The organism is Rhodovulum kholense (genome assembly GCF_003053725.1).
GTDB classification, from domain to species: Bacteria; Pseudomonadota; Alphaproteobacteria; order Rhodobacterales; family Rhodobacteraceae; genus Rhodovulum; species Rhodovulum kholense.
Map to the genome: position 1 here is coordinate 35814 of NZ_QAYC01000009.1, position 14984 is coordinate 50797.

Genomic DNA, 14984 nt, shown 5'->3' on the forward strand with positions numbered 1-14984 from the left:
CGGTGAGCGATGCGGGGCCCGGCGGACGCCGGGCGGCCTGCGGCGCTGGTATTTTCGCCAAGAAGAAGGGCCAGCCGTGCCCGGGCTCTCGCTGACAGAGCTGACCCTTTCGCAGTTCCGCTCGCATGAGCGGGCGCGGCTTGCGCTTGACCGGCGGCCGGTCGCCGTCTTTGGCGCGAACGGGGCGGGCAAGACCAACCTTCTGGAAGCGGTATCGCTGATGTCGCCCGGCCGGGGCCTGCGCCGGGCCGGGGCCGAGGATCTGGCACGGGCACCGGGACAGCTGGGCTGGAAGGTCGGGGCGGTGCTGGCCGGGCCTGTTTCGATCCACGAGATCGAGACCTGGGCCGAACCGGGCGGCACGCGACAGGTGCGGCTCGACGGCAAGGCGGCGGCGCAGGTGGCCTTGGCACGCATCGCGCGGGTCTTGTGGCTGGTGCCGTCGATGGATCGGCTCTGGATCGAGGGGGCCGAGGGGCGGCGGCGGTTTCTGGACAGGATCGCGCTGAGTTTCGAACCCGGCCATGCCGAAGCGGCGCTGGCCTATGAAAAGGCGATGCGCGAACGCAACCGCCTGCTGAAGGACGAGGTGCGCGACCCGCATTGGTTCGGTGCGCTCGAAGCGCAGATGGCCGAGGCCGGGGCGGTGCTGGGTGCAAACCGGCGGGCGGCGCTGGCCCGGCTCGACGCCGCGCAGGCCGAGGCCGAAACCGCCTTTCCCGCCGCCGCGCTGGCACTGGCGGGTCCCGAAGGCGCCGACCCAGAAGACCCCGAAGCCCTGGCCGGGGCGCTGGCCGCGGGTCGGGGCCGCGACATGGCGGCGGGGCGGACGCTGGCCGGGCCGCACCGCGCCGATCTCGAGGCGATCTTCACCGCCAAGGGGGTCGCGGCGCGGCACTGTTCGACAGGCGAGCAGAAGGCGTTGCTGATCGCCCTGATCCTTGCCAATGCGCGGGCGCTGGCGCAGGATTTCGGGGCGCCGCCGCTCTTGTTGTTGGACGAGGTGGCGGCGCATCTGGATGCCAGTCGGCGGGCCGCACTTTTCGACGAAATCTGCGCCCTGGGGGCTCAGGCCTGGATGACCGGCACCGGGGCCGACCTGTTTTCCGAACTGGGAGACCGGGCGCAGTATCTTGAGGTGGCCGAAACCGGCGGCACCAGCCGGATCGACAGGAGGGACAGCCCGTGACCCCGCAGCGCATCACCCTGATCACGCTGGGCGTGGACGATCTTGACCGCGCCCGCGCGTTCTACGAGGCGCTCGGGTGGCGGCCCGCCGAGGCCGAAGCGGGGATCGTGGTCTTTCAGCTCGACGGGATGGCACTGGGGCTCTTCGGGCGGGCGGCGCTGGCTGCCGATCAGGGGCGCCCCGAGGCGGAGCTGGGCACCGGGGCGATGACGCTGGCGCAGAACTTTCCCGACCGCGCCGGGGTCAATGCTGCCTGGGAGGCCGCGCTTTCGGCCGGGGCCCGGCCGATGAAACCGCCCCAGGAAGTCTTCTGGGGCGGCTATTCGGGCTATTTTGCCGACCCCGACGGGCATGTCTGGGAGCTGGCGCACAACCCGTTCTGGCCGCTCGATGCCAAGGGGCGGCTGACCGTGCCCCGCTCCCCGCCCGCATCATGACCGCCAGCGCCGCCGACCTGGCGCTTTACGCGGGCGCGGTGCTGATCCTCTTTTTGACGCCGGGGCCGGTCTGGCTGGCGCTGACCGCGCGGGCGCTGTCGGGCGGGTTCGCCGCCGCCTGGCCGCTGGCGGCGGGCGTGATGGTGGGCGACGCACTTTGGCCGCCGCTTGCCATCTTCGGGCTGGGCTGGGCGGTGTCGGTCTTCGGAGGGCTGCTCGCGATCCTGCGGCTTCTGGCCTCGGCACTGTTCCTGACCATGGGGCTCATGCTGATCCTTCAGGCCGGGCGCGGCATCGCCGCTGACAGCCGCCTGACCCGGCCCGGCCGGATCGCGGGCTTTCTGGCGGGGATGGCCGCGATCCTCGGCAATCCGAAGGCGATCCTGTTCTACATGGGCGTGCTGCCGGGTTTCTTCGATATCGACCGCCTGCGGGGCCCCGACATTGCCGCCATCGTGGCGATCTCGGTGCTGGTACCGTTTCTCGGAAACCTGACGCTTGCGCTTTTCATCGACCGCGCGCGGCGGCTACTGGAAGAGCCCCGGACGCTGCGGCGGGTCAACCAGATCGCGGGCGGCATGCTGATCGCGGTGGGGCTGGTCATTCCCTTCGCCTGATACCAAATATTGTGGCTCTTGCGTGACAATCCCACCACGACCCCGTATAAGATCGGCGACGAACAGAGGATCTTGCACATGGCCGAAAACGCACGGGTTGCCGAAGAATATGGCGCCGATTCCATCAAGGTTCTCAAGGGCCTGGAAGCGGTACGCAAACGGCCCGGGATGTATATCGGCGACACCGATGACGGGTCGGGGCTGCATCACATGGTCTATGAGGTCGTCGATAACGGCATCGACGAGGCTCTGGCCGGCCATGCCGACGCGGTGACCGTGAAGATTCACGCCGATTCCAGCGTCTCGGTCAGCGATAACGGCCGGGGCATTCCGGTCGGCATCCACGAGGAAGAGGGCGTCTCGGCGGCCGAGGTCATCATGACCCAGCTGCATGCCGGGGGCAAATTCGACCAGAACTCCTACAAGGTCTCGGGCGGGCTGCATGGCGTCGGCGTCTCGGTCGTGAACGCGCTGTCGGACTGGCTGGAGCTGCGGATCTGGCGCGAAGGCCACGAACATTATGCCCGGTTCGAGCATGGCGATACCGCCGAGCATCTGCGCGTCGTCGGTCCCTCGGACGGGCGCACCGGCACCGAGGTCCGGTTCCTGGCTTCGACCGATACCTTCTCGAACCTCGACTATTCGTTCAAGACGCTGGAGAACCGGCTGCGCGAACTGGCCTTCCTCAATTCCGGCGTCCGCATCCTGCTGGAAGACGAACGCGGCGCCGAACCGCTGCGGTCCGAACTGTTCTATGAAGGTGGCGTGCGCGAATTCGTCCGCTATCTGGACCGTCACAAGACCGCGCTGGTGCCCGATCCGATCTTTATGACCGGCGAACGCGACGGGATCGCGGTCGAGGTCGCGATGTGGTGGAATGACAGCTATCACGAGACCGTCCTGCCCTTCACCAACAACATCCCGCAGCGCGACGGCGGCACCCACATGGCGGGCTTCCGCGGCGCGCTGACCCGCAGCATCAACAATTACGCGATGTCGAGCGGCATCGCCAAGCGCGAGAAGGTCAACTTTACCGGCGACGATGCCCGCGAAGGGCTGACCTGCGTGCTGTCAGTGAAGGTGCCCGACCCAAAATTTTCCAGCCAGACCAAAGACAAGCTGGTCAGTTCCGAGGTCCGCCCCGCGGTCGAGAGCCTGGTGAACGAAAAGCTCGCCGAGTGGTTCGAGGAACACCCGCAGGAAGCCCGTAACATCGTCGGCAAGATCGTCGAGGCGGCGCTGGCGCGCGAGGCGGCGCGCAAGGCGCGCGAGCTGACCCGGCGCAAGACCGCGATGGATGTGGCCTCGCTGCCCGGAAAGCTGGCCGATTGCCAGGAGCGCGATCCGGCGAAATCCGAGATCTTCCTTGTCGAGGGCGACAGCGCCGGCGGCTCGGCCAAGCAGGGCCGGGCCCGGGCCAATCAGGCGGTGCTGCCGCTTCGGGGCAAGATCCTGAACGTCGAACGCGCCCGCTTCGACCGGATGCTGTCCAGCCAGGAGATCGGCACGCTGATCACCGCGCTTGGCACCGGGATCGGACGGGACGAGTTCGATATCTCGAAGCTGCGCTACCACAAGATCGTCATCATGACCGACGCCGACGTCGACGGCGCGCATATCCGGACGCTTCTGTTGACCTTCTTCTTCCGGCAGATGCCGCAGGTGATCGAGGGGGGCTTCCTCTACATCGCGCAGCCGCCGCTTTACAAGGTCGCCCGCGGCAAGTCCGAGGTCTATCTGAAGGATCAGGCCGCGCTGGAGGATTACCTTGTCGAGATGGGGATCGACGGCGCCGTGCTGCAGCTGGGCGACGGGCAGCACCTGATCGGCAACGATCTGGCCAGGGTCATCGAAGAGGCCCGCCAGGTCCGGCGCATCCTGCAAGCCTTCCCGACCCATTACCCCGCGCATATCCTCGAACAGGCCGCCATTGCCGGGGCCTTCCGGCCCGGCCAGATCGACGCCGACCTGCAGGGCACGGCCGAGGCGGTGGCCCGGCGGCTCGACCTGATCGCGCTGGAATACGAACGCGGCTGGCAGGGGCGCCCGACCCAGGACAAGGGCATGCGCTTCTCGCGCGTCGTTCGCGGCGTCGAAGAGGTGCGGGTGCTGGACGGTGCGGTGCTGCGCTCGGCCGAGGCCGCGCGGCTCGGGACTTTCACCGCCAAGCTGCAGGAGGTCTACGAACGTCCCGCCAAGCTGGTGCGAAAGGACCGCGACCAGCCGATCCATGCGCCTTCCGAACTGCTGCAGGCGATTCTCAGCGAGGGCGAAAAGGGCCTGTCGCTGCAACGCTACAAGGGTCTTGGCGAGATGAACCCCGAGCAGCTCTGGGAAACCACGCTCGACCCCGAGGCGCGGACGCTGCTGCAGGTGCGGGTCGAGGATGTGGCCGAGGCCGACGACATCTTTACCAAGCTGATGGGCGACGTGGTCGAGCCGCGCCGCGACTTCATCCAGCAGAACGCGCTGAGCGTCGCCAACCTCGATTTCTGAGGCCGTTGCGACCGGACCCGGGGTCCCAGCCAGGCCAGTTGGTGAAGGCGTCGGGATTGGCGACGTCGCCGCCACGCCCTGACAGGTCAACGTCCGCCCGCCCGACAGGGTGCGGGCGACGGGCCCCTCGTCGGGAACCATCAGCCGCATCGTCCCGTCCGGCCCGCCCGAGAAGGTCCCGGTCGCGGTGACACGCTCGGTTTCGGCCTTCGGCCAGGTGGTGTGCATCTCGAACCGGACGGTGACCGCCTCACAGCCGGACGACGCGCGCGCGCCGATATTCCAGAACTCCACATCGGCTCTGATCGACCCGCAGGAGTCCTGAGCGAAAAAGCGCGCCGTGACCTTCTGGACCCGAAACGCCCCGCCCCGGGGGCGGCGCGGACGCGGGCACGCGCGGCCTTTTCGCCCCGCTGGCGGTCGCGCTCGGCCCGGGCGACCATCCCTGCGGCATCCTCGCGCGTCCGCGGCGACTGGTGCCGCCGCCTTTCGGCCGCATCCGCATCCCAAAGCACCAGCCGGTCATTGGCGGCATTGTCGGCCAGCATCTGATTAAAGTGCCCGCGGTCGATCTCTCCGTCGCGCAGCCGCGCGTCGCGGGACGAAAGCTCGACCGGCAGCGTCGCAAGCGGCCGCGGCGTCCAGGCCGCTTACGCCCCGCTGGTTCGTCGCGAGTTCGCCGTGGAGCGCGTTCAAGCCCGGCCGGGCCATCACGGCGTCCTGCGCGGGGCTCTCGGTCAGCGCGGCCGGCCCGCGACCGGGTCCAGAGCATCGCTGCCGCCATCGCCAGCGCGCCGAACTGTCCTCGTCATAGCCGCCCCAGTCCCAGCCCCAGCCCGGCGCCTCGGCCCCGGGTGCCCCCCCGGCCGACGGCGGCCAGCGTCCGCGCCCCGTTCAGCCCGATGGCCAGCGGCACCGCCAGCCCCATGGCCTCCCACCCGGCGCGCCCGGCACCATCTCGACCGCCTCGACGGTCTCGGCCCCGGCCGACCAGCGGACCGGCAGCGCGGTATCGGCAAAGGGCTCGTAAAACGCCAAGACCGGCGCTGGACTGTCTGGCCCATGCACCGACGAGACCAAGCCCGAGATCGCCTCGGACAGGGTGTCGGCATCGCCTTCGGGGTCAAAGATCAGCGCGATCTGGGCCAGTTCGGCGCGGGCGGCGTCGCTGCCCCGGTTGGCCATCGCCTCGAAAAGCGCGCGCGCCGCAAGGGACCGGGAGGCCTCGGTCCGACCCAGCGCCTCGCGGGGGTCGAGCGCGGTGGCAGGCGGGGCCGGAGCGCTCGGTCTGTCCGGCTCGATGCCGTCGGCCAGTCGGGTTAAGCGGCGCCCCTCACGCTGCCCTGTCAACAGCACCGCTTCTTTTGCAATTGCCGCCCCCCTGGCGGCACCGGGCGAAACGTTGCGGCATTTCGGCTGGACCGGACCGAGCCGCCGCCGCATCATGGGGGCAACGCCGTTCGGGCAGGAGGGGCCGGACGTGTCCTATCTGCGATCCGACTGGCTGGCCGATCTGGATTTTCTCGAAGAGACGATCACACTTTGGTGGGCCGGCCGCGACCGTCATGCCGATTCTGACGGCGCCAACCCGGCGGCCGTCTTTTCGGTGCTGCGCACAGTCGACCCCGCAGGCGATCTCTGGGCCGGGGCGCGGGCGCTTCGCGACGGGCTCTGGGCGCTGGGCGATTGTCACCTGAGACTGGCCCCCAGCGTGATGGGGGCCGAGACCGGCTGGCTGTCGGGTCTGGTTTTCGCCCCCACCCCCGAGGGCCCGGTGCTTCTCTGGGCCGATCCTGCGATTTCGGCCTATCGGGCGGCCTCTGTCGGCGATCTCCTGACCGCCATCGACGGCGTCCCGGCCGAAAAGGTTCTGGCGTCCCTCCGGCTGCGCCCCGGCTCGACGCCCCGGCAGAGGTACCTTTTTGCCCTGCAAAGCCTCTCGCACCGCGACTGCCTGCCGGGCGAGTCCCCCCTGCCCCGACGCCTGAGCCTGACCGATGCCCGCAGACGCGATCTGACGTTTGCGCCCGACTGGCGCGTGCAGGACCCCGCCGCCCCGCCGCCGCCTGCCGTACGCGCCCGGCGGATTGACGACCGGACCGGGCTGATCGCGATGCGCAGCTTCGCCTGCCGCGACCGGACGGGTCAGATCAGCGATGCCGAGATGGCGCGCCAGCTCGACGCCGCCTTTGCCGGGCTTGCGGGCTGCGACCGGCTGGTGATCGACCTGCGCGGCAATGGCGGCGGGCGCGACGAACAGGCCCGCATGCTGGCAGCAAGGCTGACCGGCGCGCCGCTGGTCTGGATGCGTCACGCCCATCCCGCCCCTTATGGCGGACAGCTCGGGCGGTTCGAGGATCTGATCCTCGCGCCCACAGCCACGCCCCAGCCCGCCCGGCTCCGGCTGCTGATCGACGCGGGCACCGCCTCGACCGCCGAGATCTGTGTGGCAGCCCTTGCCGCCCTGCCCGGCACGGTTCTTGTCGGCAGCCCAAGCGGCGGCGCCGTGGGCGATCCGGTCGAGTTCCGCCTGCCGCGGTCGCTTCTGGGGGTCTTCGTGCCCGTGGCCCGCTATGCGCGGCCCGGCACCGAGGCGCCGATCGAGGGCGCGGGGCTGGTCCCCGACATCGAGGCCGCGCCCGGGGCCTTCGATCTGCGCGAGGGCCGCGATCCGGTTCTGGACGCGGCGCTCGCCTCATTCGACTGATCCGCGCCGCTATTTCTGCCGGCGATTGGCCAGCGTCAGGATCATCGAGTTCATCTTCTCCATGTCGGAATGGAGCCGCAACAGATCGACCTGCGGCTTGGGCAGCAGCACCCCAAGCTCGCGGGCGATATTGATCGGAATGTCGTCGGTCAGCGCCGCCGTCCCGCACGTGCCGCAGGTGCCACAGGTCCCGCAGGTCCCGCAGGTGCCGCAACTGGCGAGCACGTCCCATTCCTCGATCCGTTGCCCGGGTTTGAGGATCACTTCGATCTCGCTCAGATCCACCTGGGGCGGCTCGGCGCGGATGGTCTTGATCATCGCCTCCGCCAGCTCCTGCTGGAGCGCGTTGCGGAGCTTCTTCTTCTGCTCCTCGGGTAACTGCTCTGCAGTCACCTTCTTGAAGCCCTGGACTTCGTCAGCCATGCGTATTTTCCTCCTCTGTCTGTCTGGAACCGGCTGGACGGGTGGCTTGGGTCAACCGCACATGCGCAAGCTGCAGCAGGCGGGCGATATCGAAATCCTCGGGGCAGACCTCGGCGCATTTTCCGCAGCGCGCACAGGCCGAGGCATCGGGCTGCATCCGGGCATATTTGAACCGCGCGATCCCGGTCATGCCGAAGAAGCGGTCCTGATCGAGCAGGCGAAACACCTTGGGGATCTCGATCCCCTCGGGGCAGACGTCCAGACAGGCGGCACAGCGGGTGCATTCGCCGGGAGAGGCCGCCGCCACCCGGGCCTCGAGCGTCCGGCAGGCCTCGGGGTCCGGCCCGACGCCGATCCCGGCGGCGAGGTTCCGGCGCAGTTCGGTCCGGTTGGCCATGCCAAGCACGGCGGTCGCGATGCCGGGCTGCATCAGTGCATAGCGGATCGCCCCCGACAGCGTGTCCTGCCCCGTGGCGGGATCGGCCAGAAACCCGAGCCGGGGGGCGCCATGCTTCATCTCGCCGCCCGCCAGCACCTTCATCACCACGACGCCCACGCCGTTGGCGCGCGCCGCCGGCAACAGCCGGTCGCGATAGTCGGAAATGGGCGAGCCGAACACCGTCTCGCGGCCAAGCACGTTGAAGGGAAACATCACCACATCGAAGGCGCGCTCCTCGATGGCGCGCAGGATGACCTCGGTCGGGGCATGGAACGAGGCGCCGGTGGCGCGCACCAGACCCGCCGTCCGGGCCGCGACCGCCACATCGCAGAACCCGCCCAGATCGGTGCAAAGCTCATACTCGCGCATGGTCTCGACCATGTGCGTCATCCAGAGGTCGATATGGTCCCGGCCCATGGTCCGAAGCGAGGTCTGCAGATCGCGCAGGCAATGCGGCCCGCCCCGCGCGCCGGTCTTGGTGGCGATGGTCAGCCCGTCGCGCACGCGGGGCGGCAGATGGGCGATCACCGCCTCGCCGTTCACGTAGCTGCGGGCGGTGTCGTAATAGGTGATGCCGCAGTCATAGGCCTCTTCCAGAAGCCCGGCCCAGTCGGCCGCGGCCCCATGGCGGAACGGGCTCGACCCGATCCCCATCGCCGAGACCTCGATCCCGGTCTTGCCCAGCGGGCGTCTGTCGAGAGCCAGCGCCATGGCCTCAGGCCTCGACGGCCCGGGCCGCGACGCTGCGGATCTGGTCGATCCGGACGATGGCCGCCTCGACCAGCGCATGTTTCATCCGGCAATAATGCGGAAGCGGGTCGTCCGAACCGTGCCCGGTCTGCGACTGATGCAGGCAACCGCCGCCGCAAAGATACCGCGCCCAGCAGTCCCGGCAGACCGGGCGGTCGTCGACCATGGTCAGGAAGCGGCTGTCAAGCTCGGTCGGCCCCCTGTTCTCGGCGATGTTGGAATAGGGATCGCGATAGATCCGCTGGCATTCGTAGATGTTGCCATCGGGCGCCACCGTCACCTCGGACACGCCCGCGCCGCAGCCATAAACCACGCGCTGCTGGCGCAGGATCTTGAGGATCGTGCCCTTCATTTCGTCGGGCAGGCCGGTCCAGGTCTCGAAGGCGCGGCCAAGATAGCGGTCGTAATGGGCCAGGAATTCTTCCCAGTCGGCCTCGTCGAACTGCGCCTCGCGGGCGTCGGTCGCCACCACCTCGAACGAGACCCTCTCGCCGCCCAGCGCGCTCAGCCCGCGGGTCACGGCATCGGGGTCCTTGTTGGCCCGGGTCAGCACCGCGCGCAGGTTGAAATCCGCCCCCTTCTCGGCCAGCCTTTTGATATTGGGCAGGATCGCGGGCATGGTCGGACGGCCGTTCTTGAAGGTCCGGAACCGGTCATGGGTGCGGCGGTCGCCATCGACGCTGACCTGCACCGTCACCCCGTGATCGACCAGAAAGCCCACCCTCTCTTCGTTCAGCAGCGTGCCGTTGGTGATCAGGTACTTGCTCAGGTCCTTGCCCTCGCGCGCGGCCCAGGCGTCGATCCGCTCGACGACATGGGTCAGCACCTCCCAGTTCAGCAGCGGCTCGCCGCCGTAAAGCTGCACATGCGCCTTCGGCCCTTCCTGATGGCGGAAGAACCAGTCCAGAACCTCGTCGGCCCGGTCGCGGGTCATGACGTTGGGCTTCTGGTAGATCGGCACGTCCTTTTCGAAGCAGTAGCTGCACCCCATGTTGCAGCCGCCCGCCAACATCAGGACGAGGTTCTTGAAGGGCGGCCGGCCGGGCCTCGGCACCGGCTCGCAGGACAACTCGCCCGCCACCAGCATCTCGAGGAAGCGCAGGTAATGGGCGCGGATCTCGGCCTCGGGCACCTCGCCCGCCAGATCCTCGACGATCCCGGGCAAGCTCAGCCGCGCCGCGCGCTCGAGAACCAGCGCCGCCGCCCGGTCGAGCTTGAAGATCGCGTAGGACCGGCAATCGAAGGCATAGTGCTGGCCGTCGCGGGCAAAGACATGCACCTCGACCGGCATCAGGTAGTCTGTCTGGGAAAGCGGCGTGGCAGAGGGGGTCTTGTGGCTTTCGCCTGCGGACGCGGGCGCAGTCGTGGCGGTAACGGGCATCGCACACCTCGGGGTCAATGACTTTCGGGAACAAACGCCACTCGGCACGCACTGCCAGGCTCGGCAAACGCAGAGGACAGAAACAAATTGCCTTTAATTTCATTATTATGCGTGGCACTTGACGCTAAGTCAAGATGACTCGCTGTCGGGCCCGGCGGGATCGTGCGGCCGGTGTTTCGCGGGGGCCGGGACCGCATCGCCCAGCGCGAAAAGCGCGCCGTTCGGCACCCCCGGCAGCACCCGCCCGCCATAGATCCGGGCGGTCTGTCGAATCACCATTTCGGGCCAGTCGCCGAAGACGAAACCGGCTGCGCGCAGGAAGGCGATGGCGGTCGGGGTCACGGTCTCGCCGATCGAGGCAAGGCCGCAGACCGGCACCCCGCGCAGAAGCTCCTGCACCGCAGGCGCGGGCGTCGGCAACAGGCCATGGGCACAGCGGACCGTCCCGTCGCACAGCGGCAGAGGGCTGCAGACCAGCCGGTCAGGCGCGATCCGGACCAGAAGCTCGGCCGCGAGGCAGGTGTCGAGGATCGAATCGAGCGCGCCGACCTCGTGAAACGCGATCTTCCCGGGCGGGCAGCCATGAACCGCCCCCTCGGCCTCGGCCAGAAGCGTGAAGGCCCGCGCCGCGACCGCCTTCGCCGGGGTCGCGAGACGGCTCGCCTCGATCAACGCCAGGATGTCGCCCAGATGGCGATGGGCATGTTCATGCGGCAGCCGGACCCGCGCCTGCCAGCCCGAGATGCCCTGCAAGGCATGCGGCCGGATCTCGACCGCGCCGTGCGGCAGCGGCAGACCGGTCGCGGCCAGAACCGAGCCGATATCGGCCGCCTGACCCGCCATCACCGCCAGCCCCGCCAGCAGCATGTCGCCGCTCAGCCCCGAAGGCGTCCGGATCACCAGAACCCCGCTCACCGTGCCCGTGCCTCAAGGATCCGAAGCACCGCCGAGGCCGCGCCGAAGCCGTTGTCGATATTGCACACCAGCACCCCCTGGGCGCAGCTGGCCAGCATCGCGTTCAGCGCCGTGCGCCCGCCCTCTGCCGCGCCATAGCCGACCGAGGTCGGCACCCCGATCACCGGCACGCCCACCAGCCCGCCGATCACCGACACCAGCGCCCCGTCCATGCCCGCCACCACGACCACCGCATCGCTGTCGCGGATGCTCTCGATCTGTTCCTCCAGCCGCCAGAGCCCGGCCACGCCGATATCGGCGATCAGGTCCGGCGAAAGCCCGCCGAAGCGGAGCGTGCGCAGCGCCTCCAGCGCCACCGGCAGGTCGCCGGTGCCCGCCGTCACCACCCGCACCCTACCCGTCCGCGCAGGCAGACAGCCATTGACGATGGCGGTGCGCGAGGCCGGGTCGTAATCCTTGGGCGGGGCGGCAAGCGCGGCATGACGCTCGGGCGCCAGCCGGGTCAGAAGCGTGGGCCGGCCCTGCAGCGCCCCGAGGATCGCGTCGAGATCGGCCAGCGCCTTGCCCTCGCAGAGGATCGCCTCGGGCTGGCCGATCCGGCGCGGCCGGTCGTGATCGAGCCGCACCCTCATCGCGCCCCGCGAAACGCCCGGCCCGGCGCATAGGGCCGCGGATCGAGCCTCAGCTCACGGATGCCCGGGTCGATGGCGCGAGCCTCGGCGGCAACACAGGCGATCAGCCCGGGACCGATCCGCGCGCCCTCGCCCGCCTCGACCTCGATCAGCATCAGATCCCCCCGGCGGCGGCAGCGCAGCACCGAAAGCCCCGTTTCGGCCCGCAGCCGGTCCTCGGCCCGCTCGACCGCGCGCAGCCGTTCGGGCGTGACCGCAAGCCCGGTGTACAGTCGGCTGGCCAGGCAGGGCGAGGCGGGCAGATCGGCGAAGGAAAGCCCCAGCGCACGCGCCATGCCGCGGATGCGCGCCTTGTCGATCCCCGCCTCGACATAGGGGTGCCGCACCCCCAGCGCCTCGGCGGCGCGCAAGCCTGGGCGATACTCGCCCAGATCGTCGGCATTGGTGCCCGAAAGGATCGCGACCGGCCCGTCGACGGCGGCCGTCACCTGCCGCAAGGTGGAATAAAGCCGCTGCTTGCAGAAGAAACAGCGGTCGACCGGGTTGGCCAGATAGTCGGGATCGGAAAACTCGCCCGCATCGACCAGATCCAGCGCCCAGCCCTCGGCCCCGGCCTGTGCGCGGACCCGGGCGGTGGCGGCGGCGGGTACGGCGGGGCTGACGGCATGCACGATGCGCGTGGCTTTGGGCGCCTGCCGATGGGCAAGCGTGGCCAGAAGCAGGCTGTCGATGCCGCCGCTGCAGGCCACCGCCCGCAAGGGCAGTCCTGCCAGCACGGCGCTAAGCCGCTCAGGCAAAGCGGGCTGCGGGGCCGGGCCGGGCATAGGGCTGCTCTGTCATCAGATAAGAGATCACCGCCGAGGGGCAGAGCCCGTCAAGCGGTCCGCCCGCCGCCAGACGCGCGCGGATCTGGGTCGACGAGAGGTCGGGCAAGGGTCCGCCAAGCCGCTCGACCCAGGGCGGCGCCGCGTCGAGCGGATGACCGGGCCGGTCCAGCGCAACGATACGCGCAGAGGCCCGGATCGCGTCGATACCGTGCCAGCGCGGCAACAGGGCCAGCTTGTCGCTGCCGATCAGCAGAACGATGTCAGTGCCCGCCGGAAGCGTCCTGTGAAACAGCGCCAGGGTATCGACGGCAAAGGGCGAAGCGCCAGGGCGGCATTCGGCATCGCTGACCTCAAGCCAGGGACGGCCCTCGCACAGCAGCCGCAGCATCGCAAGCCGATGCGCCGCCGAGGCGACGGCCTGCGCCTTGGGGCCGGGCCGCGTGGCGGTCGAGCCTGCGGGGATCAAGATGACGCGGTCCAGGTCAAGCGCCTGCCGGGCCAGCACCGCCGCCGCCAGATGCCCCTCGTGAACCGGATCGAAGCTTCCGCCGAACAAAGCGACGCGCACCGCACCCTCCCCACCGAAAGCCCGTCTTCCGCTGGCTCATGGTAGCAGAGGCGGGGCGTCCTGTCGCCCCGCAAGGTTCCGCTGCGTCAGGAAAAGATCACGCGGCGGGCAAGGCGGCCGCGCCCAGCGTCGGACCGGACAGCGCCTCCATCTGATGGTTGGCCCAGAACCGGACGTCGTGGCGATGCACCACATCGCGAAGCGCCGCCATGCGGTCGCGGCGTTCGGCCGTCGGCATGTCCAGCGCCTGGGCGATGGCGCTGTCCATCGAGCGGTGCGAGAACGGGTTGGTCAGCAGCGCCGCCCCCATCTCGACCGCGGCGCCGGCGAATTCCGACAAGACCAGCACCCCGTCGCCATCGACCCGCGCGGCGCAGAATTCCTTGCAGACCAGGTTCATCCCGTCGGCAAGCGGCGTGATCCAGGCGACATCGGCGGCGCGGTAATAGGCCACCAGATCCTCGAACGGGATCGCGCGCGAAATCAGAACGATGGGTTGCCAGTCGAGGCTGCCGAAACGGCCGTTGATCCGCCCCGCCATCTGTTCCAGCTCGTTCTGGATATTCTCGTAGACGGTCATGTTGCGGTTCGCGGGCACCGAGACATGCATCAGCCGGATCTTGCCGCGCAGATCGGGCTGGGCCTCCAGCAGGCGTTCATAGCTCAGCAGCTGGTCGATCCCGCCCTTGGTGTAATCGGTGCGCCCGACCGACAGCAGAAGCTTGGCGCCGCCCATTTCCGCGCGGATCTCTTCCGCACGGCGGGCGGTTTCCTCGCGCCGCGCGACCGCGTCGATGTAATCGGCATCGACCCCGACGGGCGAGGCCTGCACCGCCACCCGCCGGTCTTCATAGACCAGTTCGGTCGGCACGCTGCGTTCGGAAAGCGCGGTCACTTCGGCGGCGAATTCGGGCTCGACCTTCTGGCGCGCCGTCACCTCGACATCGAGAAGGCTGCGCGCGGCCGAGACGAAATTCGCCACATAGCGCGGGATGTGAAAGCCCACCACGTCGCAGGCCAGCAGGCTTTGCAGGATCTCCTTGCGCCAGGGCAGCACGTTGAACGTGTCGGCCGCCGGAAACGGCGTGTGGTGGAAGAAGCTGATCTTCACGTCGGGGCGCAGGGTCCGCAGATAGCCAGGCACCAGCCACAGATTGTAGTCATGTACCCAGACCACCGCGCCCTCGGCGGCCTCGGCGGCGGCGGCCTCGGCGAAGGCCCAGTTCACCTCGCGAAAGGTCGGCCAGTCGACGGGGTCGTAATTGTAGCGCTCCTTGAAGGAATGCAGGATCGGCCAGAAGGCCTCTTTCGAGGTGACGTGATAAAAGCTGCTGACCTGTTCGGCCGTCAGCGGCAGCCGCGAGACCGTGTACTTGCCGAAAGCGTCGTCGACCTCGATCACCCGCTCGAAATCGGGATTGGCCGGGTCTTCGGCCTGTTTCCAGGCGATCCAGGCGCCTTTCTCGAACCGACCGAAGAAGCTTTTCAGGGTCGGCACGATGCCGTTCGGGCTCTTGTTCTCTCGCAGGACGATCTTTCCGTCTTCCTCCACCTCCTCGTAGGGCTGGCGGTGATAGACGATGACAAGATCCGATGGCATGGG

The 14984-nt window shown here is 69.0% G+C and carries 14 protein-coding genes; 5 read left to right on the top strand and 9 right to left on the bottom strand.

The genetic code is table 11. The features are described from left to right. Window positions 1–76 precede the first annotated feature (76 nt). From recF to gyrB, 4 genes are all read left to right on the top strand, one after another. A complete protein-coding gene (gene recF, locus C8N38_RS12630; protein ID WP_108027545.1) occupies window positions 77–1189 on the top strand; it encodes a DNA replication/repair protein RecF in 1113 nt (370 codons plus the stop codon). After that, complete coding sequence (locus tag C8N38_RS12635) at window positions 1186–1626, top strand: VOC family protein (protein ID WP_108027546.1); 441 nt, start codon at window positions 1186–1188, stop codon at window positions 1624–1626. The genes recF and C8N38_RS12635 overlap by 4 nt, the downstream gene beginning before the upstream one ends. Next, on the top strand, window positions 1623–2243 hold the full coding sequence (locus C8N38_RS12640) for a LysE family translocator (protein WP_108027547.1): 621 nt from the start codon (window positions 1623–1625) through the stop codon (window positions 2241–2243). Before C8N38_RS12635 ends, C8N38_RS12640 begins: the two co-directional genes overlap by 4 nt. 78 nt (window positions 2244–2321) lie before the next feature. Next, on the top strand, window positions 2322–4739 hold the full coding sequence (gene gyrB, locus C8N38_RS12645; protein ID WP_108027548.1) for a DNA topoisomerase (ATP-hydrolyzing) subunit B: 2418 nt from the start codon (window positions 2322–2324) through the stop codon (window positions 4737–4739). An 894-nt stretch (window positions 4740–5633) separates the two neighbouring features. Here the strand turns inward: gyrB and C8N38_RS21155 are convergent. Continuing rightward, window positions 5634–6089 (bottom strand): hypothetical protein, encoded by a 456-nt coding sequence (locus C8N38_RS21155; protein WP_146176272.1) that lies wholly within the window; start codon window positions 6087–6089, stop codon window positions 5634–5636. Between the two features lie 130 nt (window positions 6090–6219). Between C8N38_RS21155 and C8N38_RS12655 the strand changes: the two genes are divergently transcribed. Next, window positions 6220–7446 carry a S41 family peptidase gene (locus tag C8N38_RS12655; protein WP_158272349.1) on the top strand — a complete coding sequence of 409 codons (1227 nt, stop codon included), beginning with the start codon at window positions 6220–6222 and terminating at the stop codon, window positions 7444–7446. A 9-nt stretch (window positions 7447–7455) separates the two neighbouring features. On the opposite strand, the gene C8N38_RS21535 is transcribed toward C8N38_RS12655, so the two are convergent. The 8 genes from C8N38_RS21535 to ggpS all read right to left on the bottom strand — a co-directional run bounded on the left by C8N38_RS21535 (window position 7456) and on the right by ggpS (window position 14981). After that, the gene (locus C8N38_RS21535; protein WP_075784544.1) at window positions 7456–7869 is read right to left on the bottom strand and encodes a hypothetical protein; all 414 of its coding nucleotides are present in this window, start codon (window positions 7867–7869) and stop codon (window positions 7456–7458) included. Continuing rightward, complete coding sequence (locus tag C8N38_RS12660) at window positions 7862–9019, bottom strand: aldo/keto reductase (RefSeq protein WP_158272350.1); 1158 nt, start codon at window positions 9017–9019, stop codon at window positions 7862–7864. The genes C8N38_RS21535 and C8N38_RS12660 overlap by 8 nt, the downstream gene beginning before the upstream one ends. A gap of 4 nt (window positions 9020–9023) precedes the next feature. Continuing rightward, complete coding sequence (locus C8N38_RS12665) at window positions 9024–10439, bottom strand: radical SAM/SPASM domain-containing protein (RefSeq protein WP_146176273.1); 1416 nt, start codon at window positions 10437–10439, stop codon at window positions 9024–9026. Window positions 10440–10568: 129 nt separating this feature from the next. Continuing rightward, window positions 10569–11354: a nickel pincer cofactor biosynthesis protein LarC gene (gene larC / locus C8N38_RS12670; protein ID WP_108027553.1), complete on the bottom strand. Its 786-nt coding sequence runs from the start codon at window positions 11352–11354 to the stop codon at window positions 10569–10571. Continuing rightward, window positions 11351–11986: a nickel pincer cofactor biosynthesis protein LarB gene (larB, locus tag C8N38_RS12675; protein ID WP_108027554.1), complete on the bottom strand. Its 636-nt coding sequence runs from the start codon at window positions 11984–11986 to the stop codon at window positions 11351–11353. Before larB ends, larC begins: the two co-directional genes overlap by 4 nt. Next, window positions 11983–12783 (bottom strand): ATP-dependent sacrificial sulfur transferase LarE, encoded by an 801-nt coding sequence (gene larE / locus C8N38_RS12680; protein WP_215731139.1) that lies wholly within the window; start codon window positions 12781–12783, stop codon window positions 11983–11985. The genes larB and larE overlap by 4 nt, the downstream gene beginning before the upstream one ends. Further along, entirely contained in the window at window positions 12776–13381 is a 606-nt protein-coding gene (gene nadD / locus C8N38_RS12685; RefSeq protein WP_108027556.1) for a nicotinate (nicotinamide) nucleotide adenylyltransferase, read from the bottom strand. The genes larE and nadD overlap by 8 nt, the downstream gene beginning before the upstream one ends. A 97-nt stretch (window positions 13382–13478) precedes the next feature. Beyond that, window positions 13479–14981, bottom strand: coding sequence for a glucosylglycerol-phosphate synthase (gene ggpS, locus C8N38_RS12690; protein ID WP_108027557.1), 1503 nt, complete (start codon window positions 14979–14981; stop codon window positions 13479–13481). Window positions 14982–14984: the final 3 nt, after the last annotated feature.